Annotated in this window: 19 protein-coding genes; 6 read left to right on the forward strand and 13 right to left on the reverse strand. The window is 60.9% G+C overall.

Annotated elements, in window-relative coordinates; translation table 11 throughout:
• Positions 1-65: 65 nt before the first annotated feature.
• Together L6758_RS02055 and L6758_RS02060 are read left to right on the forward strand one after the other, a co-directional pair.
• Positions 66-923: a DUF3097 family protein gene (locus L6758_RS02055; protein ID WP_237205353.1), complete on the forward strand. Its 858-nt coding sequence runs from the start codon at positions 66-68 to the stop codon at positions 921-923.
• Positions 924-1,081: 158 nt separating this feature from the next.
• Positions 1,082-1,498 (forward strand): DUF4870 domain-containing protein, encoded by a 417-nt coding sequence (locus tag L6758_RS02060; RefSeq protein WP_237193775.1) that lies wholly within the window; start codon positions 1,082-1,084, stop codon positions 1,496-1,498.
• A gap of 88 nt (positions 1,499-1,586) precedes the next feature.
• On the opposite strand, the gene hemW is transcribed toward L6758_RS02060, so the two are convergent.
• Together hemW and lepA are read right to left on the reverse strand one after the other, a co-directional pair.
• Complete coding sequence (gene hemW / locus L6758_RS02065; RefSeq protein WP_237205244.1) at positions 1,587-2,837, reverse strand: radical SAM family heme chaperone HemW; 1,251 nt, start codon at positions 2,835-2,837, stop codon at positions 1,587-1,589.
• The gene (gene lepA, locus L6758_RS02070; protein ID WP_237185701.1) at positions 2,837-4,693 is read right to left on the reverse strand and encodes a translation elongation factor 4; all 1,857 of its coding nucleotides are present in this window, start codon (positions 4,691-4,693) and stop codon (positions 2,837-2,839) included. The genes hemW and lepA overlap by 1 nt, the downstream gene beginning before the upstream one ends.
• Positions 4,694-4,836: 143 nt before the next feature.
• Between lepA and L6758_RS02075 the strand changes: the two genes are divergently transcribed.
• Both L6758_RS02075 and rpsT read left to right on the forward strand, forming a co-directional pair.
• Entirely contained in the window at positions 4,837-5,475 is a 639-nt protein-coding gene (locus tag L6758_RS02075; protein WP_237218603.1) for a type II toxin-antitoxin system PemK/MazF family toxin, read from the forward strand.
• A 392-nt stretch (positions 5,476-5,867) separates the two neighbouring features.
• Entirely contained in the window at positions 5,868-6,131 is a 264-nt protein-coding gene (rpsT, locus tag L6758_RS02080) for a 30S ribosomal protein S20 (protein WP_185172890.1), read from the forward strand.
• A 101-nt stretch (positions 6,132-6,232) separates the two neighbouring features.
• Here the strand turns inward: rpsT and holA are convergent, their stop codons facing one another.
• The 6 genes from holA to leuS all read right to left on the reverse strand — a co-directional run bounded on the left by holA (position 6,233) and on the right by leuS (position 14,395).
• On the reverse strand, positions 6,233-7,240 hold the full coding sequence (gene holA / locus L6758_RS02085) for a DNA polymerase III subunit delta (protein WP_237205246.1): 1,008 nt from the start codon (positions 7,238-7,240) through the stop codon (positions 6,233-6,235).
• A gap of 54 nt (positions 7,241-7,294) precedes the next feature.
• The gene (locus L6758_RS02090; RefSeq protein WP_237205247.1) at positions 7,295-8,224 is read right to left on the reverse strand and encodes a ComEC/Rec2 family competence protein; all 930 of its coding nucleotides are present in this window, start codon (positions 8,222-8,224) and stop codon (positions 7,295-7,297) included.
• Complete coding sequence (locus tag L6758_RS02095; RefSeq protein WP_237205248.1) at positions 8,221-9,813, reverse strand: ComEC/Rec2 family competence protein; 1,593 nt, start codon at positions 9,811-9,813, stop codon at positions 8,221-8,223. The genes L6758_RS02090 and L6758_RS02095 overlap by 4 nt, the downstream gene beginning before the upstream one ends.
• Positions 9,810-10,742: a helix-hairpin-helix domain-containing protein gene (locus L6758_RS02100; RefSeq protein ID WP_237205249.1), complete on the reverse strand. Its 933-nt coding sequence runs from the start codon at positions 10,740-10,742 to the stop codon at positions 9,810-9,812. Before L6758_RS02100 ends, L6758_RS02095 begins: the two co-directional genes overlap by 4 nt.
• A 180-nt stretch (positions 10,743-10,922) precedes the next feature.
• The gene (locus L6758_RS02105) at positions 10,923-11,831 is read right to left on the reverse strand and encodes a DegV family protein (RefSeq protein WP_237205250.1); all 909 of its coding nucleotides are present in this window, start codon (positions 11,829-11,831) and stop codon (positions 10,923-10,925) included.
• Positions 11,832-11,956: 125 nt separating this feature from the next.
• Positions 11,957-14,395, reverse strand: a complete 2,439-nt coding sequence (leuS, locus tag L6758_RS02110) for a leucine--tRNA ligase (protein ID WP_237205354.1) — start codon at positions 14,393-14,395, stop codon at positions 11,957-11,959.
• A 233-nt stretch (positions 14,396-14,628) separates the two neighbouring features.
• On the opposite strand from leuS, the gene L6758_RS02115 reads away from it, so the two are divergent.
• Positions 14,629-15,546 (forward strand): alpha/beta fold hydrolase, encoded by a 918-nt coding sequence (locus L6758_RS02115; protein ID WP_237205251.1) that lies wholly within the window; start codon positions 14,629-14,631, stop codon positions 15,544-15,546.
• 1 nt (position 15,547) lies between these two features.
• Positions 15,548-16,660, forward strand: a complete 1,113-nt coding sequence (locus L6758_RS02120; protein ID WP_237205252.1) for a glycosyltransferase family 4 protein — start codon at positions 15,548-15,550, stop codon at positions 16,658-16,660.
• A 52-nt stretch (positions 16,661-16,712) separates the two neighbouring features.
• Here the strand turns inward: L6758_RS02120 and L6758_RS02125 are convergent, their stop codons facing one another.
• From L6758_RS02125 to gmk, 5 genes are all read right to left on the reverse strand, one after another.
• The gene (locus L6758_RS02125; RefSeq protein ID WP_237205253.1) at positions 16,713-18,797 is read right to left on the reverse strand and encodes a primosomal protein N'; all 2,085 of its coding nucleotides are present in this window, start codon (positions 18,795-18,797) and stop codon (positions 16,713-16,715) included.
• Positions 18,798-18,811: 14 nt separating this feature from the next.
• Entirely contained in the window at positions 18,812-20,017 is a 1,206-nt protein-coding gene (gene metK / locus L6758_RS02130) for a methionine adenosyltransferase (protein WP_237205254.1), read from the reverse strand.
• A gap of 5 nt (positions 20,018-20,022) precedes the next feature.
• Positions 20,023-21,321, reverse strand: coding sequence for a bifunctional phosphopantothenoylcysteine decarboxylase/phosphopantothenate--cysteine ligase CoaBC (gene coaBC / locus L6758_RS02135; RefSeq protein ID WP_237205255.1), 1,299 nt, complete (start codon positions 21,319-21,321; stop codon positions 20,023-20,025).
• A 13-nt stretch (positions 21,322-21,334) separates the two neighbouring features.
• Positions 21,335-21,721, reverse strand: a complete 387-nt coding sequence (gene rpoZ / locus L6758_RS02140; protein ID WP_377129350.1) for a DNA-directed RNA polymerase subunit omega — start codon at positions 21,719-21,721, stop codon at positions 21,335-21,337.
• A 155-nt stretch (positions 21,722-21,876) separates the two neighbouring features.
• Positions 21,877-22,452 (reverse strand): guanylate kinase, encoded by a 576-nt coding sequence (gmk, locus tag L6758_RS02145; protein ID WP_237205256.1) that lies wholly within the window; start codon positions 22,450-22,452, stop codon positions 21,877-21,879.
• Positions 22,453-22,459 lie beyond the last annotated feature (7 nt).

Consider the following 22,459-nt stretch of genomic DNA (forward strand, 5'->3'; position numbering starts at 1 on the left):
CTAGAATCAGAACTCGGTACGCTGATGGCTAATGCCCCTGGATGCAGAGAGTGAGAGATACACCGATGGACTACCGCGATACCTGGGGTCAGGCTGACCTCACCTCCCACCATTCTGCCCTGCCCAAGGTACCTCTTGTCCCCGGCATGGTGCTAGAGGACGCCGCCACCGGCTTTGTGGGGGCGGCAGTGACCCTGCGGGCTACGGCGTCCGGCCCCCAGGTGGGCCTCGAAGACCGGCGGGGCCGAATCAAGTTCTTCCCCCTGGGCCCGGGGTTTTTGCTCGAAGGCCGCAGCATTGACCTGACCAAGCCTCAGCAGAAGCCCAAGGCCGCTACGCGGCAGGTTTCTCGGTCGGGGTCGGTTGCGGTGGAGAACGCTCCGGCACGGACGGCCAGGGCCAGCCGTATCTGGGTGGAGGGCGTGCACGATGCCGAGCTCATTGAAAAGGTCTGGGGCCACGACCTACGGGTTGAGGGTATCGTGGTGGAACCCCTGCACGGGGTCGACGATCTCGCCGCAGCAGTTGCAGGTTTTGGCCCGGCCTCCCACCGCAAACTCGGAATTCTGGTAGACCACCTGGTGGCAGGAAGTAAGGAAGAGCGCATCGCGCAAGAGGCCATGGCAGTGGCCGGTGCCCGCGATAACGTGCTGATTGTGGGCCACCCCTTTGTGGATATCTGGCAGGCAGTCAAGCCCCAGGTATTGGGCTTACAGGCCTGGCCCGAAGTTCCCCGCGGGGAAGACTGGAAGACCGGCATACTGCGGCGTTTCGGCCGGTCGGCAGAGACCCCCGAGGACGTCCGCGCCGGCTGGGATTCCATTCTCAAGAGGGTCAACTCCTACACCGACCTTGAACCAAGTCTCTTAGGGCCGGTAGAACACCTCATTGACTTCGTCACCCTTGACGGGCCAGCAGGCTAGAGCGGATACAGCCGGTGTGACAAATATCGTCCTGCTCCCCCATAAATTCGTAGGCTTCACATATACCGCCCTCCCCCGGCTTTGACTAAAATTGTGTTTGATGGGCTCAAAGCCCGCACATCACTCATTCGCCCTTTCAACCTCAAAGAGAAGAATTCTTGAAGACCGCATCAGCACCTTCCTCGACCGCCTACAAGGGGTCACCTGCAACCGCTGCACACCTGTCTGTTAGCGCAGACCGAAATATCGCAACCGCTGCACACTTTGGGGGCGTGCTAGGTTGTATTCCCGCGGCCGTCATCTACTACCTCTACCGAGGCCGCGGCCCCTTCACCGAGCAGGAATCCCGTGAAGCTCTCGACTTCACCCTGCTACCCACCCTGGTTCTGGCTATCTCAATTATGCTCAGCAATATTCCGGCTATCGGCTGGCTCTTTGGCCTCATCGCTGCCCTGGCCTGGACCTACCTGGCTATTTCAGCCCTCATCGCCGGTATTAAGGTAACCCGCGGTAACCCCTACCAGTACAAGGGCAATACCCGCCTTTTCAGCAAGCTCACTCGCCGCGGTAAGTAGGCACCCAGGCTGCTAGAACATGAAGGGGGCGGTCTGACTCAGCTGAGTCAGACCGCCCCCTTCGTTTCCACTGGCAGGGCGAGAGTAGCTAGCTGTCGATATCGGGGAGGAGCTCCCTGGTCACCGCGTCGCCCAGCAGGCGCCCCTTGAGGGTGAGCTGCACGCGTCCGCCCGCTCTCGCCTCGGGGTCAATCAAACCCTGCCCCTGAAGCCAGTTCAGGGACGCCTCGATTCGGGCAGCATCGCCACCCTCCAGCAGGCGGGAAATGTCTAGGCCGTCAATGACCCTGACCTGTAGCATGATGTCCTCAAACCTACGGGTCTGCTCCCCCAAAACCTCGCGGGCAGCAGCCGGGCTTTGACCAGCCCGGACTCGGTTGGCATAGGGTACCGGGTGTTTGAGGTTCCACCAGCGGGTGCCGTCTACATGCGAGTGGGCGCCGGGGCCAATTCCCCACCAGTCCTGGTTGCGCCAGTAGGCATAGTTATGGCGGGAACGGTACTCCGGTGACTTGGCGTAGTTCGACACTTCATACCAGTGGTAGCCGGCCTCATTGAAGATTTGCTCAGCCAGCAGGTACATATCTGCCATCAGGTCTTCGTCGGGTATGGTGTAGTCGCCCCGCCGAATCTGGGCAGCCAGCTTGGTGCCCTCTTCAACGATGAGCGAATAGGCAGAAATATGGTCGGGGGCATACGACACCGCTGCCCGCACCGACTGCTCCCACTGGGCCAGACTCTCCCCCGGTGACCCGTAAATCAGGTCAACCGACACCTGCAGCCCAACCTCTTTAGCCCAGGCGACCACCTTGGGAACATTCGCCGGAGTGTGGGTACGATCAAGCACCTCAAGCACCTCAGGTACCACCGACTGCATACCGAAGGACACCCGGGTAAAGCCACCGGCCTTCAGCGTCTCAAGATCCTCGCGGGTCACCGAGTCGGGGTTGGCCTCGGTCGTTACCTCAGCACCCTCTTCTACACCAAACAGCTCAACCGCTTCGCGCAGAATCTTCACAAGGTCAGCTGCGGGCAGCTTGGTGGGGGTGCCCCCACCAAAAAAGATAGAGTAGAGCGGACGGTCAGCGACACCCGACTCGCGCAAAACCTGCCGGGCAAAGCGCAACTCGGCGATGGCGTCCTCGGCATAGGTACCCAAACCCACCCCGTTGCCGAAATCCTCGGTGGCGTAGGTATTGAAGTCGCAGTAGCCACACCGTACCGAGCAAAACGGCACGTGCACGTAGAGAGAAAAATCGCGCTCAACGCCGTGGACGGCAGAATCAACGGGGATTCTGCCGTCCAAAGGAGCCGGAGCGCCCAGAGGCTGGGCTGGCATTACTTCTTGCCCTTGTCCTTACCTTCTTCACCGGAAGACAGGGCAGCGATGAAGGCTTCCTGAGGAACCTCAACACGGCCCACCATCTTCATACGCTTCTTACCTTCCTTCTGCTTCTCCAGCAGCTTACGCTTACGAGAAATATCGCCACCGTAGCACTTAGACAGAACGTCCTTACGCATAGCGCGAATATTCTCACGGGCAATAATACGGGAACCAATAGCAGCCTGAATCGGCACCTCGAACTGCTGACGAGGGATCAGCTCGCGCAGCTTGCCGGTCATCATCACGCCGTAGGAATAGGCCTTATCGCGGTGGGTAATAGCCGAGAAGGCATCCACCTTCTCGCCCTGGAGCAGGATATCGACCTTGACCAGGTCTGCCTCTTCCTCACCGTCAAACTTCCAGTCCAGCGAGGCGTAACCGCGGGTTTTGGACTTGAGCTGGTCAAAGAAGTCAAAGACAATTTCGGCCAGGGGCAGACGATATCGCAGCTCCACACGGTCTTGGGAGAGGTAGTCCATGCCACCCATGGTGCCGCGGCGGGACTGGCACAGTTCCATAATCGCGCCCACAAATTCGTTGGGGGCGATGATGGTGCAGGCCACCATAGGTTCGCGAATGGTAGCGACCTTACCCTCGGGGAACTCTGAAGGGTTGGTCACGCGCTGGGCGGTGCCGTCCTCAGCCACCACGTCGTAGATAACGTTGGGAGCAGTAGAAATTAGGTCAAGGTTGAACTCGCGTTCCAGGCGCTCACGCACAATCTCGAGGTGGAGCAGGCCCAGGAAGCCACAGCGGAAGCCGAAGCCCAGAGCCGCAGAGGTCTCAGGCTCGTAAATGAGGGCAGCATCGTTGAGCTGCAACTTATCGAGGGCATCACGCAGGGCCGGGTAGTCAGAGCCGTCAATCGGGAAGAGACCCGAGAAAACCATGGGCTTGGGGTCCTCATATCCGCCCAGCTCCTCGGCGGCGGGCTTGTGGGCGCCGGTAACGGTGTCACCCACGCGGGACAGGCGGACATCCTTCACACCGGTAATTAGGTAACCCACCTCGCCCACACCCAGGCCGTCGGTCGGCTTGGGCTCGGGAGAAATCACACCGATTTCCAGCAGGTCATGCTCGGCACCGGTAGACATCATCTTAATCTTCTGGCGGGGTTCCAGCTTGCCGTCCACCACACGAACGTAGGTAACCACACCGCGGTAGGAGTCGTAGACAGAGTCAAAAATCATGGCGCGGGCGGGGGCATCAGCCTGGCCCTCGGGCGCGGGCAGCAGCTCAACAATGCGGTCAAGCAGCTCGGGTACACCCTCACCGGTCTTACCCGAAACCCGCAGCACATCCTCAGGCTCAACGCCAATCAGGTTAGCCAGTTCCTCGGCATACTTATCGGGCTGGGCAGCCGGAAGGTCAATCTTGTTGAGCACCGGAATAATGGTCAGGTCATTTTCCATAGCCAGGTAGAGGTTAGCCAGGGTCTGAGCCTCAATACCCTGAGCAGCATCAACCAGCAGCAGGGCACCCTCACACGCAGCCAGAGAACGAGAGACCTCGTAGGTGAAGTCCACGTGACCGGGGGTGTCAATCATGTTCAGGGCATAGTTGACGCCGTCCACCTCCCAGGGCATACGAACAGCCTGGGACTTAATAGTGATACCGCGCTCACGCTCGATATCCATGCGGTCAAGGTACTGGGCCTTCATCTCGCGCGGAGTAACCACGCCGGTGGCCTGCAGCATGCGGTCAGCCAGGGTGGACTTACCGTGGTCAATATGCGCAATGATGCAGAAGTTACGGATAACGGAAGGGTCAGTGGCCGCCGGTTTGGGCGGGTTGGTCGCCAAGGGTGACACGTGGGTTGGGTCCTTTCACGACTCTCAGAAAGCTCATGGGAGCCTACCGGGTCTCTGACGGTAGAAATCAGTTAACCAGTTTCTCACATTTAGCCGGTGCGTGTCTGCTCGCGCGCCGAGGAGCAGCGATTATTGTAGTGACCATGAAGATCAACATGCGAACTATCCAGCAGGCGCTGAACATCGGCCAGCGTATCTACCGGGAATGGAACAAGTACCAGAACCAGAAGAATAAACAGCAGGGCACCGGCACCCGCCCCTCTGACGGCAGGAGCCAGGCCGGCACGCGCACCCAGCAGCGTCCGGACGCCGGCAACGGCAATTTTGGTACGTTCGGCCCCGGCGGTAGCCAGCAGGCACCTGCCGGCCAGTCCACCGGAAGCTGGGAACAGGGCGGCTACCCCGGCGACTACTTCGGCTCGGTAGCTTTCGACTACTCCCCCGCTCTCGACGGCGACGCCGACCCCGGCGAAGTCGTCTGGGCCTGGGTCCCCTTCGAAGAGGACTACAGCCAGGGCAAGGACCGCCCAGTCCTAGTCATCGGACGCTCCGGTTCCTACCTTCTAGGGCTAATGCTCACCAGCAAGGACCACTCCAACTCCCGCACCGCCGACCCCAACTACCTGGACATCGGCGCAGGCGTATGGGACAAGGAAGGGCGCGACTCCGAGGTCAAACTCAACCGTGTCATCCAGCTCAACCCGAACGGTATCCGCCGTGAGGGAGCCATCATGGACCGGGCAACCTTCGACTTCATCGCCGAAGCCTACCGCCGTCGCTAAGAGACTTACTCAAAGGGGTTACACAGGCTCGCGCTCGCTGCCGACCCTCTCGCTGGTTCGCTAGCTGGCTCGCAAGCTCGCCAGATTCGCGCCGAGATTTGTTTTCCTCGCGCGCTCGGAATCTCGGTGCTCATCACCAGCGATTCACGCCAGCCGCCGAGCCAGCAGCTTCGCTGCGAGCCTGCTCCACCCAACCTGGCAGGGTCTAAGAAAAATTGTTGCTTATATCTCTGCCCTAAGCTGGGGCGGAGCTGATAAAGTTAACCCTTGTGTGTCCGATGGTCATCGGGCACTGCTGACTGGTTGCCATAGGCATCCCCACGCCGCTCAGTCGATGACCGGTCAGCGCAGCCCTCACCGACCAATTAGACAAAAACAGAAAGTTTTTAATCGTGGCTAACATCAAGTCCCAGAAGAAGCGCATCCTCACCAACGAGAAGGCTCGTCTGCGCAACAACGCAATCAAGTCAGATCTCAAGACCTCCATCCGTAAGGTCAACGAGGCAGTTGAAGCTCAGAACGTTGAAGCAGCAACTGAAGCTCTTCGTGTTGCGAACCGCAAGCTGGACAAGGCTGTTTCTAAGGGTGTTCTGCACAAGAAGAACGCAGCTAACAAGAAGTCCGGTCTGACCGTTCTCGTCAACAAGCTTTCCTAAGTTCTATATTCCGGCCCCTCTAGCCGGCGTCTAAGAGCGAAGTGACACAAGGCCCCGCTCCCTTTCCTGGGAGCGGGGCCTTGTGCTTTCTTGCCCTGTCGCTAGTGGTTGCGGGAGGCCTGGGAAATAGCCAGGACGGCTTTTTCTAAGGGGTAGAAAGAGTCAAGATTCTCGCCCTTGAGCTGGGCATCGGTATCGGCCAGCAGGGCCAGGACGCGGGCCAGGTCGGCAGGCGCATACCTGCGGGAATCCCGCTGGGCAGCTTCTACCTGCCAGGGAGCCATCTTAAGGTCACCCGCCAGCTGGTTTGAGCTGCCACGCACCCCGTGCACTTTGGCAATGTTACGCATGCGGGCAGCCAGGGCACCCAGGATGGGGATAGGGTCGCTTCCGGTATCGATCGCCTGGCGGAGCAGTTTAATAGCTTCCCTGCTGTTGCCCGCTACCGCAGCATCACCCACCTTAAAGGCGGTGACCTCGGTACGGCCGCCAAAGTAGCGGTCGATGGTATCTACAGTGATGGCACCCGGCTCATCTGCAATAAGCTGGCGGGCAGCCGACGCTAATTCTGAGATATCACTGGTTGCTGCCGCAAGAGCTGCCGCTGCGGGCGGGTCAATAGAGCGCTGGGCTGAGCGGAACTCGTAAATGACGAAATCCAGCCGGTCGCGTTCATTCTTAAGAGCCTTACACTCGACCACCGGGTAGGACTTATTGGCCTTGATAGTATCAATGAGCTTTTTACCCCTGTTACCTCCTGCGTGGTGCAGTACCACCAGGGTGGAGTCGTGGGGCGCAGCGGCATAGGCAAGGGCGTCCTGCAGGAAGGCGTCGCTCATGGAGGCGACCTGGGTGACCTCAATAATTTTGGGTTCATCAAAAAGGGAGGGGCTGGCAAGGACGTCTAGCTGCCCGGCCCGGTAATCTTTGGCCGAGAGGCTGGTGATTTCGTAGCTGCCGTGGGCCTCTTCAAAGAGCTGACGGAGCCGCTGGGTGGCTCGGGAAGCAAAGTATTCTTCGGGGCCGTAGAGCAAAACGAGTGGAGCAAGCGGAACCGATCGCCAGCCGTTATCTGGACCAGCTGAGCGGGTGCGGGGTGTGCGTGCCATGTATCCTCCTTGGGTGCCTTTCTATCTTGTCAGATAAAGCGCTTTTGTGCAGGTTTAGCCCGAGGCGGTCACCTCAATCCCCCGGTCACTGGTGGTCAGAGCCAGATGCCCCGAAAGGTCTGTGCGGGCAGCGGGGATAGAACGTTGGTTCAGGAAGCTGAGAATACTCTCATGCGGGTGCCCATAACTGTTGCCTGCTCCCACAGGGATGAGCGCTAGGGAGGGGCTGGCTGCGATGATCAGGTCGGTTCCGCTGCCCGCCGAGCCGTGGTGGGCTATTTTAAGGACGTCGGCAGGCACCTGCCCTGCCGATTCGGCAAGAAGCCGGTGGGCGGCGTCCGCTTCAAGATCCCCCGTGGTGAGCACGGTCAGCGGCCTCTGGCCGGTCTCCCTGGCAGGCAGGGACCAGTGGATGACGAGGGAGGAATTGTTGATCCAGCTAGAGGAGCCGGTTGCGCCGGGAATCCTCTGGGCCTGGACCGGGGGCCACAACACCCGACCTAGGGGTTGACCGGTTGCCTCGTGCTGCCCTGCGGTAACGGACTCTGCGGGGAAGGCCGAGCCCGTAGAAAGCCGATAGGCAGCTGTTCCTTGTGCGACCGGGGTCTGTTGCCCCTGTCTGCTGTAATGGGGCGACGTCACCAGCGTCGGCTGGGCGAAGTCACTTTGAACCTGTTGTAGTACCCCATCGTGGTCGCTATGGGCGTGGGTTATGAGCACAGCTTCCAGCTGGTCTACCCCGGCCCAGTCGAGGCAGGACTTGAGGGCCGAGTAATCGTTGCCGGTATCGAGAAGGTAGGCCGATCGCTGGCCGGTGCGGATGAGGTGGGCGTCCCCCTGGCCTACATCGCAGGTAATCCACTGCCAGTTATCAGGGGCCCGGTGTGCAGCCGGCCAACGGTCGTGCAGCAGGAATACCGCTAGACCTATCACGAGCACTATGAGGGTAAGATCAGCCAGGCTTTTGTTTCTCCTGCGGTTCACGGTCTGCCCCCTAGCAGTCGAGGCAAGCGAGCTGCGGGCAGGGAGTTGAGAGACCTGTCTGCTGAGAGAACCAGCCAGCTGCTACCCACAACGATCAGCAGGGTCAACCCTAGAGTGAGAGGTGAAAGCGCAAGAGGTAGCTGGCTTGCAGGTAGCTTGTAGCACCAGGTAGCAACTGCTAGCAGCCCCTGGGTAAGAAAGCCACCGAGATTCATGAGGGCATCGAGCAGGGGTTGGGCTAGCCCAAGGGCGTAGCCGATGAGGGCAAGTAACCCCAGCACGGTAATGGGCGCTACCAAAGGGGCGGCCAGAAGATTAGCTAGAACCGTATAGGGGTAGATGGACTCAGAAAGAATCAGGATCACCGGCGCGCACCAGAGGCTAGCTGCACAGGGTAGAGCTACCAGATCAGCAAGCAGAAGGGGCAGTACCCTGCTGAGGAGGCGTGAGAGAGCCGGTGCCAGTATCAGGAGGGAAGCTGTAGCCACGACCGAGAGAATAAAGCCGTAGTGGGTGGCAAGGGGTGGCGCTGCCAGAAGAAGAGCCATTACGCAGGTTGAGAGGAAAGCCAGACGGTAGGCTCCGTGGCCAAGAATCAGACCTAGAGCTCCCAGCAGCCCCATTACCCAGGCTCTGAGTACAGAACCGTCAAGCCCTACCAGCACGACGTAGGCCGATGACGCGGCCACTCCGACTGCTATGAGGGCAGGGCGCCGGGGCCACAACGGGTAGAGCAGACGGTAGGCGACGACAAAAATCAGGGTAATGTTAGCCCCCGAAACAGCTGTCAGGTGTGTTAGACCGGCCACCCGCAAAGATGAAAGAGCCGGTGCAGGCAGCGAAGAATCATCGCCGTAGGCCATACCCAGGAGCAGGCCAGCCCGTTCGGCGCCCAGATGGTCCACTGCCCTATCGCGCAACCCGCTCTTAAGTTCGAAGAGAGGGGCTACAGAAGCCGGGTGCTCCAGCAGGCTCACAGCTCCCTGCAAACGGTAGTAGGTTCCGCTGACCTTCAACTCCCCCACCGCGCTGACAGTGCTCCCCGGAATAAAAAGTTTATCTGTATAGACGCTGAGCGGTACCCGCTGGCTCCAGGTCCTTGAAGCCTGCCTTATCTCCACGGTTTCTACCTGCAACCTATACCCACCCGTCGGAGCAGGCCGGGCCTCAGTTACTTCAGCCGTCACTCGTATTCCCTGCCCGTTCAGAGCCTGCATCAGCTCCCACTGTTGAGGGTAACCCCGGGCGTGAAGGGCAACAGTCTGTAAGGCAGCGAGCAGGCAGGTTAGCACCAGAGTATATGACACAGAGACCGGTACCTGGGTCAGCGGACCTTTCGCCTTCGCAATACTTTTTCGAACTAAAATCTGGGCGCCGCACCAGGAGCCCAGAGCAAGGCAAGCGAGCAGGGCTCCAGCCCAGAGCGCCCACCGGGCCCCGGCAAGAATCCACAGGGCGGTAAAACACCAGAGCCCCACAGCAGGTGCCACAAGACGGGCATCGGTCAGACGCAGTTGCACCCGCCGATGTTCGGCCCGTTCAGCCTGTGCCTGCTGCCAGCTCCGACCAACAGCCAGAACCCTTTTCATACCGTCACCAGCGGGCGGAGAGCTTCAAGAGTGGCTGGCCCAATGCCCGAAACCTGGTCCAGCTCATCCACCGAGCTGAAACCCCCGTACTGCTCCCGCCAGCTAATAATTGATGCAGCCAGCACCGGGCCGACCTTCGGCAGGGTCTGAAGCTCTTCGGCACTTGCCGTATTGATATTCACTAGCCCGGCGGCGTCCGTACCCCGATCTATACCGAGCCCCGTACCCGCTAAACTATGAGCGGCCTCGGCGCCACCCTCTGAACTAGGTGGTGCCTCGCCCTGCACCGGAATATACACCTGGCTCCCGTCGCTGGCAGGGGCTGCCAGGTTGATCGCCGATGTATCAGCATCGTCCCTGAGCCCGCCGGCAGCTGTGACCGCATCGTTTACCCGGCTCCCAGAATCCAGCTCATAGACTCCCGGGGTCTGCACCGCGCCGGCAACATGAACCACCACAGGCGCACCTCCCCCATGAGCGGCAACTGAAGTAGCGTCCGCCCCGGTGCTCAGCCCCTGACCAGCCTCATCACCCGGCACCGGGCTACCCCCATCAGCCTGCACCGTGGCTTCCCCAGAAGGGGCCACAGGAACCGCCGACACAGACGAGCCGCCACCAGAAAACACCACAGGCCACAGAGCAACAAGACCCAAGACAAGAGCAAGAATCACCAGAGCACCTGTAGGCACCCGCCATCGGGTCACCGAAGCCTGCGGGCCAAGACCGGGAGCCTCCGAATCGGAAGACGCCAAAGCACGCTCAAGAAGCACCCGATGGCGGGGGCTCCGTGTGGCGCTCGCAGGAGCAGGGCCGTGGCGCCTGCTGCGCAAGAGATAGTCAGTCTGACTCGGCTGACCTGTATCGATATCGGCAGGTTCAATCGAAACAGACGGTAGGGTATCAGCGGGGTACCTAGAGTTCTGAGACATGGCCCCAGGCTAAGAGCTTCCGAGCGGCTAGGCCAAGGCCAAAGGCACCTGTGGATAAAGCCCCTCCCACCAATCTGCGGAAATTAGCCCCAGAAACCTCGCAGGTGGTGCAGTCGAGTCACAAGATGACGCGACTCAGGCCCCTATCCACAGGGGCTCTGCACCATCTTGAACATAACTCTAGAAAATAACGGCTGCCAGGGCCCCTAAGCCCGCATGGGCAGAGAGCACCGGGGGCAGGGGCGTCAGCACGGCCCCAGAGGCGATAGACCCCAGGGTCTGCTGAAACTCCCGCGCCTGCTCCTCATTACCGCTGTAATGGATGGCAACCACCTGCCCCTGGCGTCTGAGCAGGTTGGCTGACTCCCTATCCTTCAGCGGCACATCTAGCGGTAATTCACCGGCCCGCTCGGCACTGGCCTGTTCGGTCAAAACTGCAAGCCGTTCAATCGCCTTAGCTGTAGTGCGGGGGCGCTCAACGTAGTGCAGTTTGCCATCGAGCACGGTAGCCACAGGCCGAATCTGAAACATCTGGCCCACCATAGCTAGAGCGGGGCTGACGCGTCCGCCCCGTTTAAGAGCGTCCAGGGTAGGGATAAAGAAAAAGAGCTCGGTAGAAGCACAGAGCTCCTCGGCTACAGCGGTGGCCTGCTCTAAGTCCTGCTCGCGGGCAAGGAGGCGGTGCAGGCGGAGCACGGGCTCCCCCAGCCCCATCGCCAAGTTGAGCGAGTCAACTACCACCACCGGCACATCGACCAGTTGCGCCGCTAAACGGGCCGCATCGCAGGTACCCGACAGCTCCCCCGATAAGTGAACCGAGATAATCGCAGTGTAGCCCTGGGCTGCCAGCTGCTCGTAGACGTCCACCAGGGCACCCGGCGCAACGCCGGAGGTCAGCACCTGCTCCCCCTGAACATGAGCTAAAGCGATAGCGGCATCTATCTGATCGGCCGGTAAGTCATTCAAAGCACGGTCGCCCACGGTGACCGGTAGCTCAACCAGACTAAACCCGCCTTCGGCCTTGAGCTCTTCAAGGGTAGCGGCGGGCAGGGCAGCAGACGAATCGGTGACCAGGGCTATAGAACGCACCTCACTACTCTACCGCCTAGCCAAGCCCTTGGAGTGACTCAGTCCATAGCAATCACCCAAAAGATAAAAAATCGGGTGCTCCCTCACTGCGGAAGAAGCACCCGATGATATCTATCTAGATCTCACTAGATCACAATGTTGACCAGCTTGGGGGCACGCACAATAACCTTGCGTACCTCAGCGTCGCCTAGGGCTCGCTGAACGGCCTCTGACCCCAGGGCCAGGGCTTCAAGATCGGCCTCAGAAATATCCTTGGTGACCTCCAGACGGTCCTTGACCTTGCCCTTGACCTGCACGATTGCGGTGACGGTATCGTCTACCAGCTGGGCCGGGTCGACCTCGGGCCAGCCTGCAGTCAGTACCGGGGTATCGTGGCCGAGCAGATGCCAGGCGTCCTCTGCGGTGTAGGGGGCGTAGAGGGAGAGCAGGATGGCGATGGTCTCAGCAGCTTCGCGGACGGCCGGGTCAGCAGCACCTGCACCGGAGTCAATGACCTTGCGGGTAGCGTTGACCAGCTCCATGGTCTTGGCCACGGCAACGTTGAACTTGCCGTTCTCTACCAGGGCATCGACGTCGTGGACGGTGCGGTGCACCAGCTTGTGCAGGGCAGCGTCGCCGCTTGCGCCGTCCGCCCCCACCTCGCTGGTGACGTCCTGGGCAACGCGCCAGGCGCGGGCCAGGAACTTCTGCATACCTGCGGGGGAAACGTCAGCCCAGTCGACATCGTCCTCGGGCGGGGAGGCAAAGACCATGACGGTGCGGACGGCATCGACGCCGAACTTATCGAGCTGCTGGCCCAGGTCAACACCGTTACCCAGTGACTTGGACATAGCCTTACCCTGGTTGAGCACCTGGCCCTGGTTCATCAGGGCCTTGAAGGGCTCAGAGTGTTCAATCAGGCCCAGGTCGCGGATGACCTTGGTGAAGAAGCGGGCGTAGAGCAGGTGCAGAATCGCGTGCTCAACACCGCCGACGTACATATCGACCTGGTTCCACTTCTTCATCTGCTCGGGGTCGAAGATAGCCTGGTCGTAATTCGGTGAGACGTAGCGCAGGAAGTACCAGGAGGAATCCACGAAGGTGTCCATGGTGTCTGAGTCGCGCTTGGCGTCCTTACCGCAGACGGGGCAGGGAACGGTGTTCCAGTCGGTAGCAGCTGCCAGGGGTGACTGGCCCTTGGGTGCCAGGTCTTCACCGGCCAGGTTGTCGGGGAGCAGGACGGGCAGCTGCTCTTCCGGAACCAGCTGTTCACCGTGCTCTTCACAGTGGATGACGGGGATGGGGCAGCCCCAGAAGCGCTGGCGGGAGAGCAGCCAGTCACGCAGGCGGAAGTTGACCTTGCCGGTGCCTACACCCTTCTCTTCAAGAATCTCAATGGCCTTTGAGATACCGTCAGCCTTGTTCAGGCCATCCAGCGGGCCGGAGTTGATGTGCACACCATCGCCGGTGGTAGCGACGCCGGTTTCTGCCGGGTCGTCCTCACCGGTGTCAAGAACGGTGATGACGGGGATATCGAACTTGCGAGCGAAGTCCAGGTCGCGCTGGTCGTGGGCGGGAACCGCCATCAGCGCACCGGTACCGTAGTCAGCCAGGGCGTAGTCAGAGGCCCACAGGGGCAGCTTATCGCCGGTCAGGGGGTTGATGGCGTAACGGCCCAGGAAAACGCCGGTCTTCTCGCGGTCGGTAGACTGGCGGTCGATATCCGATAGAACCTTGATCTCTTCGCGGTAGGCTTCCAGGGCTTCCCGCTGGTCGTCGGTTACCAGATCGAGGGCCAGGTCGGCGTCGGCTGCCACGATGAAGAAGGTTGCACCGTAGAGGGTATCGGGGCGGGTGGTGAACACGTCTACGGTGGTGGCGGGCTTGTTACCGGCAGCCTCAACCTCAAAAGTAACCTCGGCGCCCTCGGAGCGGCCAATCCAGTTGCGCTGCATAGCCAGCACGCGGTCGGGCCAGTGGCCCTCCAGCTCCTTCATGTCGTCCAGTAGTTCCTGGGCGTAGTCGGTGATCTTGAAGTACCACTGGTTCAGCGACTTCTTGGTCACGGGGGTGTGGCAGCGTTCGCACTCGCCGTTGACAACCTGCTCGTTGGCCAGCACGGTCTGGTCCTTGGGGCACCAGTTGACCTGGGAGTACTTACGGTAGGCCAGCCCCTTCTTGTAGAACTGCTGGAAGAGCCACTGGGTCCACTTGTAGTATTCGGGGTCAGAGGTGTGCAGGCGGCGGGACCAGTCGGTCATAATGCCGTAGCGCTTGAAAGAGCCGGCCTGGGTCTCGATGTTCTTGTAGGTCCACTCTTTGGGGTGGGTGTTGTTCTTGATGGCTGCGTTTTCTGCGGGCAGGCCGAAGGAGTCCCAGCCGATGGGGTGCAGCACATCGTAGCCCTTTTGCTTCCAGAAGCGGGCGGTGACGTCGCCAATGGCGAAGGCTTCGGCATGGCCCATGTGGAGGTCGCCGGAGGGGTAGGGGAACATGTCCGCGACGTAGCGGGTTTCCTTGCCTTCTTCGTTGGTGGGTTCAAAAACCTTGGTTTCTTCCCAGTAGGGCTGCCACTTGGCTTCCATGGAGCGGAAGTCCCAGGTGGTTTCGTTCTGTCCGGTAGGTTCTACCTCAGCAGTCACCGTGTTTCCTGTCTGTCGAGTGGTGCTTGCGCTTTTTGGGCGCGCACGAGTCTGAGCTGTCAATAGTTTGCTTCCTAGTGTACCGCGCTTGGGCCTGCTTTGCCCGGTGGCAGTTTGCCCACTGAGAAGTGGGGGGTGAGGCGGTACAGTGGTGGGGGTAGAGAGAAGGAGTCACTATGTCTGCAAGCCCCCGCTCGGCCGGTGTTTTTGAGCCGGTACCTCAGCAGGTTCCTGCTGGGACGCGCTACGAGGGCTGGGTTGGTGGCACCTATAGCCGCTGGTGGGTGTATGGAAAGGCGGACGCCGCTCCCCTGGTTTTGGTGCACGGCTTTAGGGGCGATCACCACGGCCTCGAAATCATTGCCACCGGCCTGAAGGATTTTTGTGTTTATATCCCTGATCTGCCGGGCTTTGGCAAAACTGCCCCGATTGAGGGGGCTGAGCATGCGGTGAGCACCTATGCTGCCTGGTTGGTTGATTTCATTGAGACCGCTGTGGGCAGCCCGGTGCACCTGGTGGGTCACTCTTTCGGGTCGATCGTGAGCTCTTATACCGCCCTGGTGCGCCCCCATCTGGTAGAGCGTTTGACCCTGATTAACCCCATCTGTCAGCCTGCTCTTGAGGGGGACCAAAAGGTGATGAGCCGCCTGGCTGAGCTCTATTATGGTGCGGGAGCTGCCCTACCTGCTTCCCTGGGTTTTGCCCTGCTGCGCTCCCGCCTGGTGACCAGATTGAGCAGTGAGTTCATGATGAAAAATCACGACCCCGCCCTGCGCCGGTTCATCAACGGCCAGCACGATGCCTACTTCGGTGCCTTTGCCTCCCGCGAGGCGGTTCTACAGGCCTACCGGGCATCCATTAGTTCCACCGCAGCTGATTTCACCCCGGCCCTGCCGATGCCGGTCCAGCTCATTGTGGCGGAGAAGGACGACCTGGGTACTCTGGAACTCCAGCAGGCCATGGCCCGTAAGCTCCAGCGGGGGCGGCTCGACGTTATTCCCGAAGTCGGCCACCTGATTCACTACGAGACTCCCCTGCGGGCTGCTTCCCTGATTGCTGACTTTCATTCCCAAGGCCTAGAGGAGGGCAGGTAGCATGAAACTTTTTATTGATGCCCGCTATACCCGCATCGGTTTTCACGACGGTATTAGCCGCTACACCGCGTCCTTACTCTTTGCCCTCAAGGAGCTCGCGGACGCCGGTGACCGGCGCTTGCCCGAAGGGCTGGAGCTCACCATGGTGGTGAGTGATGAACGTCAGCTTGAGATGCTCCCCGGCCTGCCGTCCGTGCAGATCTGTGCACCGACGTCCGCTCTGGAACCCGCCGCCGCCCTGCAGCTCAACCGCTACTTACCCGACGTGGTCTTCTCGCCCATGCAAACCATCGGGCTGGGTGGGCTGGGCAGGCAGTTCAAGCTGATCCTGACCCTGCACGATTTGATTTACTACTCCCACCCCACGCCGCCGGGCTTCCTCCCCCTGCCGGTTCGGCTGGGCTGGCGGGCCTTCCACACCACCTACGCGCCCCAGCGCTACCTGCTGAACCGGGCGGACGCCGTCGCTACGGTCTCGCAGACCACGGCAGCTTTGATGCGGGAGCACGAGCTGACCACCAACCCCATTACGGTGATACCCAACGCCCCCCAGGCTAAGGGGTTTGTGGCCCAGGAGCAGGCGCTCGAGCTGGCCCCGGACCGCACCAAAGACCTGATCTACATGGGCTCCTTCATGCCCTACAAGAACGTTGAAACCCTCCTGCAAGCCATGAAGTTCCTGCCGGACTACCGCCTGCACCTACTCTCCAAGGCAGCCCCGGCGCGCCTGGAGGAACTTGCACCTCTCGCGGGAGAAAACGTGGTGTTCCACGGGGGAACCAGCGATGAAGACTACCGCCAGCTGCTCCGCACCGCCGCCGCTCTGCTCACTGCCTCGCGGGAAGAAGGCTACGGGCTGCCAGTGGTGGAGGCCCAGTCGGCGGGCTGCCCCGTGGTGCTGTCGGATATCCCGATTTTCCGGGAGATAGCACCCTCAGCCCTCTTTGCGGAGACCAGCTCCCCCTTTGCCTTTGCGCAGGCGGTACGCAACCTAGAAGACCGGCAAGTCCAGCAGAGAAGCATTGTGAACGGTCTTGCGGACGCCGCCCGCTACACCTGGGAACAGAGCGCCCTCACCCTGCTGGGACTGGCCTCTTCCCTGCATCGGCAGTAGAAACCTAGCCGCCCCGGGCACTTGCCCCCGCTACCCCAGGCACCGGGCAGACCTAGAGAATATCGAGCCCGTCGCAGCGTATCTGCACGGGCTCACTCTTTTTCAGGGCAGCTAGCGAGGCCTTGGTGGCGCGCAGGTGGTGGGTGAGTTTGGCTCCCACGGCGTAAGGGAAGAAGATAATGGCTCGATAGAGGTCGCTGTCGGCCTCTCCTTCGTAGTAGCCGGTCGAATCGGCCAGGGGCATGGGGCCGTTGACGCGGGCCTCATCGGGCAGGGTAATAGCCTCCAAAAAGACCTGCACGGCACGCTCACTACCGGTAATGGCGGCGGTGCGGACGGCCGGGGGCAGGCCAATCTCGGCACGCTCGTCCATTTCCCAGAGGGCAAAGCCCATGGGGTCCCAGCGCACCAGGGCTTCAAGAGCTGCCGAGGGACTGGCCGTGGTGACGACGCGGCCGCCCACGGCAAAGGAGCGCACCAGGGCTGCCGCGTTGAGCCAGCGCCGAAGGGCGGTTTCGGGGGCACGCAGGGAGTCGAACTGGAGCATCCGGTCGGCATCGAGCAGCAGGGCGGCCGCATAGCCGCCCTCAGCTACCGGTTCGCCACCGGGGGTGGCGATGACCAGGGCCGGTTCTGGGCCGATACTGGTTTTGATGTTCTCGCCGCTGGAGGTAATCACCGGGACGCCTGGGAATGCCCGACCCAGTTCTTCTGCGGTTCGCAGGGCACCGGCGATACCAGTACGCCAGCGGTTATACCCGCAGTCAAGACAGTGCCAGTGGTGGGCCAGATGGCCGCACCAGCCGCACTGGGGGGCACTTCCCCCGGCGGGCTGGGTCAGGGGGCCGCGACAGTTATCGCAGCGGGCGGGCATGCGGCAGCGCTGGCAGGCCAGGGCGGGGATGTAGCCGGCACGGGCCACCTGGATCAGCACGGGCCCCGTAGCGAGGGCGTCCTTGGCTACGGCGAAAGCCTGGTGGGGTATGCGGGCAATCGCAGCCAGGGGGTCACGGGCAAGCTGATAGTCGTCGCCGGTGGGCATGACCCGGGGAGTAAAAGACCTGACCAGGGCTCTGTCCGCCCCCAGGAAGCTAGCCCAGCGGGTGCGAACCAGGCGGGCAGCCTCACTAGAGACCGCATACCCCATGAAGAGAGCCGCCGTTTTTTCGAGGGTGGCTCGTAGCAGAAGAACATCACGGGCCTGGCAGTAGGGGGCCCGCTGCTCAACCAGGGAAGAGTCCCCGTCATCCCAGCAGGCAACCAGACCCAGGTTTGCTACGGGAGCGTAGGCAGCTGAACGAGTACCGATCACGATACGCACCTGGCCGCTTTGGGTTTTCAGATAACTGCGGTAGCGGGGGGTGGGCTTGTCGTTGGCGGTCAACCGCACGAAGGCGCTCTTATCTACGAGCTCTTCGAGGGCGGCTGTGAGCCGGTCAAGGCTCTTGTGGTCTGGTACAACGGCTAGGGCTCCCCTGCCGGTGGAGGCGGTTGCTACCAGGGCGGACGCCAGCAGCTGCTCCCAGCTCCGTTCAGGATGGGAGGGTAGCACGGCCATCACCGCCCGGGCCTGATGGCCGGCAAGCAGGTCCTCACAGAACTCAGCCCCCTGGGCATAGTCGGTAAAGCCGGTGAGGTCGGGGCAGTCTGGAATGGGCGCTTCAGCCGGGTCTTCGGCCTCTATAAAAGCTTTCTCAACGCTAGCAACCCGCGGGGGCACAGCCAGGCGGAGCACATCGGGCACCAGCCCCGCGTAGCGCTCCGCTAGGGCGTCAGCTAACTCAAAGACTTCAGGGGTAACAACAGGCAGGGGCGAAATCACCTTGTGCAGGGGTACCAGGCGGGCGGGGGCGTCCGAATGTTCTACCCGCTCCCGCAGCCAGCCGGTGACCTCTCTTCCCCCGAACTTAACCCTCACCCGTACCCCGGGCTGGGCCTCTTCATCAAGAGCCGCTGGCACCCGGTAGTCAAAGAGCCTATCGAGGTGGGGCACGTGGGTGTCGATGTGCACGCGGGCAATCGGCAGCTGCACCGCAGCGTCCTCGGCTGCCGTGGAGCCGACCAGGTGCGCATCGGGTATGTCGAATCCCTGCAACAAATCTGGTTGCAGGGATTCGGGGGTGGGTGCCGTTGTCATACAGACATTTTAGCCTAGAGGCCTACAGCCGCCTTGAGTTCGCTGACGCGGTTGGTGCGTTCCCAGGTGAACTCGCGCTCTTCGCGGCCGAAGTGACCGTTGGCTGCGGTCTTGGCGTAGATAGGACGGCGCAGCTCTAGGTCGCGAATGATGGCCAGTGGGCGCAGGTCGAAGACCTCGCGGATAGCCTGTTCAATCTTGAAGGTTTCGACCTTTTCGGTGCCGAAGGTTTCAACGTAGATACCGACAGGTGCAGCCTGGCCAATAGCGTAGGCGACCTGAACCTCGGCACGGTCGGCGAGACCGGCAGCAACGATGTTCTTGGCAACCCAGCGCATGGCGTAGGCGGCAGAACGGTCAACCTTAGAGGGGTCCTTACCTGAGAAGGCACCGCCACCGTGGCGAGCCATGCCACCGTAGGTATCCACAATAATCTTGCGGCCGGTCAGACCGGCATCGCCCACGGGGCCACCCTGAACGAAGCGACCTGCGGGGTTGATGATGAACTTGGCCTGAGACGAGTCAAAGTCGAAGCTGGCCAGAACCGGCTCAATCACGTGCTGCTGAATATCGGCTGCAAGCTGGTCGAGATCGTAGTCTGCGGTGTGCTGGGTTGAGACCACAACGGTATCAATCATGACGGGCTTGAAGTTCTCGTCGTAGCCCAGGGTCACCTGGGTCTTACCGTCGGGGCGCAGGTTGGGCAGGGTGCCGTCCTTGCGTACCTTGGTCAGCTGCTCGGCCAGGCGGTGCGCAACGTAAATGGGGGCGGGCATGAGCACTTCGGTCTCATTGGTGGCGTAACCGAACATGATGCCCTGGTCGCCTGCGCCCTGGCGGTCCAGATCGTCGGCTGCGGTGCCCTGGCGGGCTTCAAGGGAGTTGTAAACACCCGAGTTAATGTCGGGTGACTGCTCGCCAATCGATACAGACACGCCACAGAATTCGCCGTCGAAGCCGTGGGTGGATGAGTTGTAGCCGATGTTGAGGATAGTCTTGCGCACAATGCTGGGGATATCGACGTAACCGTTGGTGGTTACCTCACCCGCTACGTGCACCTGGCCGGTGGTGACCAGGGTTTCAACCGCTACGTTTGAGAGCGGGTCAACGGTCAGCAGGGCGTCCAGGATTGAGTCAGAGATCTGGTCACAAATCTTGTCGGGGTGGCCCTCGGTCACGGACTCACTGGTGAATAAACGAAGATGATTATTTTCAGTCACGGTTTTTACTGTACTTCTCTCAGCCCGGTAGGGCTACTTGGTGAATGATTGTTGAATTCTTGCGCTATATGACGAAGTATTGCGCGGGAGACGTCGAGCTTACTGCCCTGGAGGGTTACCTCGCGGTCATTCTGGCCCGAGAGCAGGGTAATAGTGTTGCTATCTGCCCCAAACCCCTGGGTTTCGCTCACGGTGTTCACCGCCAGGTAGTCGCAGCGCTTGCGCGCCAGCTTGGCGCGGCCGTAGTCGAGCGGGCTGGTGGTAGCATCCCCGGTCTCGGCGGCAAAACCAACGATGGTGTGGGGTGCTCGCTGCGGGTTTTCCTCGCGGTAAAGTACGGCTTCTTTGAGGACGTCGGGGTTGCGCACCAGCCTAATCACGGGGTCTTGGCCGGGGTCGTCCGTCTTTTTAATCTTGGCGTCCGCGTACTCTGCCGGCCTGAAGTCAGCCACCGCCGCGGTCATAATCAGGACGTCGGTGGCTACCAGGTGCTCAAACACGGCTTCGCGTAGCTGCAGGGCACTCGATACCCGGGTGACCCGGTGCAGGTTATCCGGTATCTCGACCTCCACATGGGCTGCAATGAGGTGTACCTGGGCGCCGAGCTCGGTAGCAGCAGTAGCAAGGGCGATGCCCTGCTTGCCTGAGGACCGGTTGCCCAAGAAGCGCACCGGGTCAAGGGCTTCGCGGGTACCGCCGGCTGTAATGAGCAGTCGCTGCCCAGCTAGGGGCTGCTCCCCTGTCTCAACCGACTGGCCCTCCCCCGCGGCGTCCTGATTCCAGCCCAAAATGGTTAGGGCCTGGGCATAGATATCCTCGGGTTCAGGCAGGCGCCCCACGCCGGAGTCGGGGCCGGTCAGACGGCCCACGGCAGGCTCGATCACGTGGTAGCCGTAGGATTTCAGGGTCGCTACGTTAGCCTGGGTAGCCGGGTGCTCCCACATCTGAGTGTGCATCGCCGGCGCTAAAATGACCGGGGCGTGAGTGGTCAGCACGGTTGCGGTCAGCAGGTCGTTAGCCCGCCCAGCCGCTAAACGGGCCATGAGGTCGGCTGTCGCCGGGGCAACAATCACAGCGTCAGCCTGCTCAGCCTGCCGCACATGATTGACCTCGGGAACCCGCTCAAAGACGTCCACCGACACCGGGTTGCCGCTCAGGGCTTCAAGAGTAGGCTGCCCCACAAACTTGAGGGCAGCCTCGGTGGGCACCGCAATAACCTCGTGCCCGGCCTTACCAAAAAGACGAAGGAGCATTGCCGCCTTATAGGCAGCAATGCCCCCTCCAATGCCAATAACAACTCGCATGAGCTACTGCAGATTAGGCCTGATCTGCATCTTCAGCGTCGACGTATTCAACGAAGGGCTCGTCGATGTAGAAGTCGCCACCGGCCAGGAATGCGCTGGGCTCATCCTCGTGCAGCAGGGTGCCGTTTTCATCGAACTGGCCATCAGTAATATGGCGGGCCTCAATCAGGCCTTCGTTGATTTCACGCATAGCCACAGAGAGCGACTTCTCGTTGGGCTCAGAATCTACCAGGGGGCCTACGTGATCGTACAGGTTCTCGTGAAGCTGTGAGTAGTAGGCGTTAATCTGGCGAGCACGGCGAGCACCAAAAATCACCAGACCGTACTTCGACTCAGCTTTTTGGATCAGAGCGTCTGCGCTGGGATTGATGATACCTTCATCGTTGTGTGCGTTTGCCACGTAAGACTCCATCTTGACTGTGCTTGCTCACCACCGGGTCTACCGGTGGCATAAAACTCTACCTATACTATCGGTCAACCGTTTTTTTGTCACGCAAAAGGGCGACGGTGCAGGGGTGATATTCCCCTAAACCGCCGCCCTAGCAGGCGCAGAGGCTATGAGCGGTCTGCACCCATGAGGCGCACGATTTCCTCAGCCGCTTCTGCCACGGTTTCATTGATGACGGTGTAATCAAACTCGGGCTCAGCAGCCAGCTCAATTTTGGCTGTGTCCAGGCGGGCTTCCTGCTCCTGGGGAGATTCGGTGCCGCGGCCAATGAGGCGGGATACCAGTTCGTCCCAGCTGGGAGGAGCCAAGAAAATGAGCTGCGCTTCGGGCATAGCGTTACGGACCTGACGTGCACCCTGCAGGTCAATTTCAAGCAGGACGTGCTTACCGGCGTCCAGCTGCTTCTGCACCATAGAGCGAATCGTGCCGTACTTGTAGGAGTTGTGCACGGTGGCCCATTCCAGCATCTGGCGATTCTCTACCATCGACTCAAACTCTTCGTCTGAGACGAAGTAGTAGTGCACGCCGTCCTCTTCGCCCGGACGGGGGTCGCGGGTAGTGGCGGAGACAGAGAACCACACCTCGGGGTAGTGCTCACGAATGTAAGCAGAAACGGTTCCCTTGCCAACGGCGGTGGGGCCAGCTAGCACGGTCAGTTTGGGTGTAGCGGTCTGTTCAGCCATGGTTTCC

This window comes from Rothia nasimurium, assembly GCF_928382285.1.
Taxonomy (GTDB): Bacteria; Actinomycetota; Actinomycetes; order Actinomycetales; family Micrococcaceae; genus Rothia; species Rothia nasimurium_E.

Excerpts from the sequence above, each read along its gene's own strand:
- L6758_RS02055 (WP_237205353.1), top strand. The coding sequence starts at position 66 with ATGGACTACCGCGATACCTGGGGTCAGGCTGACCTCACCTCCCACCAT.
- hemW (WP_237205244.1), bottom strand. The coding sequence starts at position 2,837 with ATGCCAGCCCAGCCTCTGGGCGCTCCGGCTCCTTTGGACGGCAGAATC.
- L6758_RS02075 (WP_237218603.1), top strand. The coding sequence starts at position 4,837 with ATGAAGATCAACATGCGAACTATCCAGCAGGCGCTGAACATCGGCCAG.
- holA (WP_237205246.1), bottom strand. The coding sequence starts at position 7,240 with ATGGCACGCACACCCCGCACCCGCTCAGCTGGTCCAGATAACGGCTGG.
- L6758_RS02095 (WP_237205248.1), bottom strand. The coding sequence starts at position 9,813 with ATGAAAAGGGTTCTGGCTGTTGGTCGGAGCTGGCAGCAGGCACAGGCT.
- L6758_RS02100 (WP_237205249.1), bottom strand. The coding sequence starts at position 10,742 with ATGTCTCAGAACTCTAGGTACCCCGCTGATACCCTACCGTCTGTTTCG.
- leuS (WP_237205354.1), bottom strand. The coding sequence starts at position 14,395 with ATGGAAGCCAAGTGGCAGCCCTACTGGGAAGAAACCAAGGTTTTTGAA.
- L6758_RS02115 (WP_237205251.1), top strand. The coding sequence starts at position 14,629 with ATGTCTGCAAGCCCCCGCTCGGCCGGTGTTTTTGAGCCGGTACCTCAG.
- L6758_RS02120 (WP_237205252.1), top strand. The coding sequence starts at position 15,548 with ATGAAACTTTTTATTGATGCCCGCTATACCCGCATCGGTTTTCACGAC.
- L6758_RS02125 (WP_237205253.1), bottom strand. The coding sequence starts at position 18,797 with ATGACAACGGCACCCACCCCCGAATCCCTGCAACCAGATTTGTTGCAG.
- coaBC (WP_237205255.1), bottom strand. The coding sequence starts at position 21,321 with ATGCGAGTTGTTATTGGCATTGGAGGGGGCATTGCTGCCTATAAGGCG.
- gmk (WP_237205256.1), bottom strand. The coding sequence starts at position 22,452 with ATGGCTGAACAGACCGCTACACCCAAACTGACCGTGCTAGCTGGCCCC.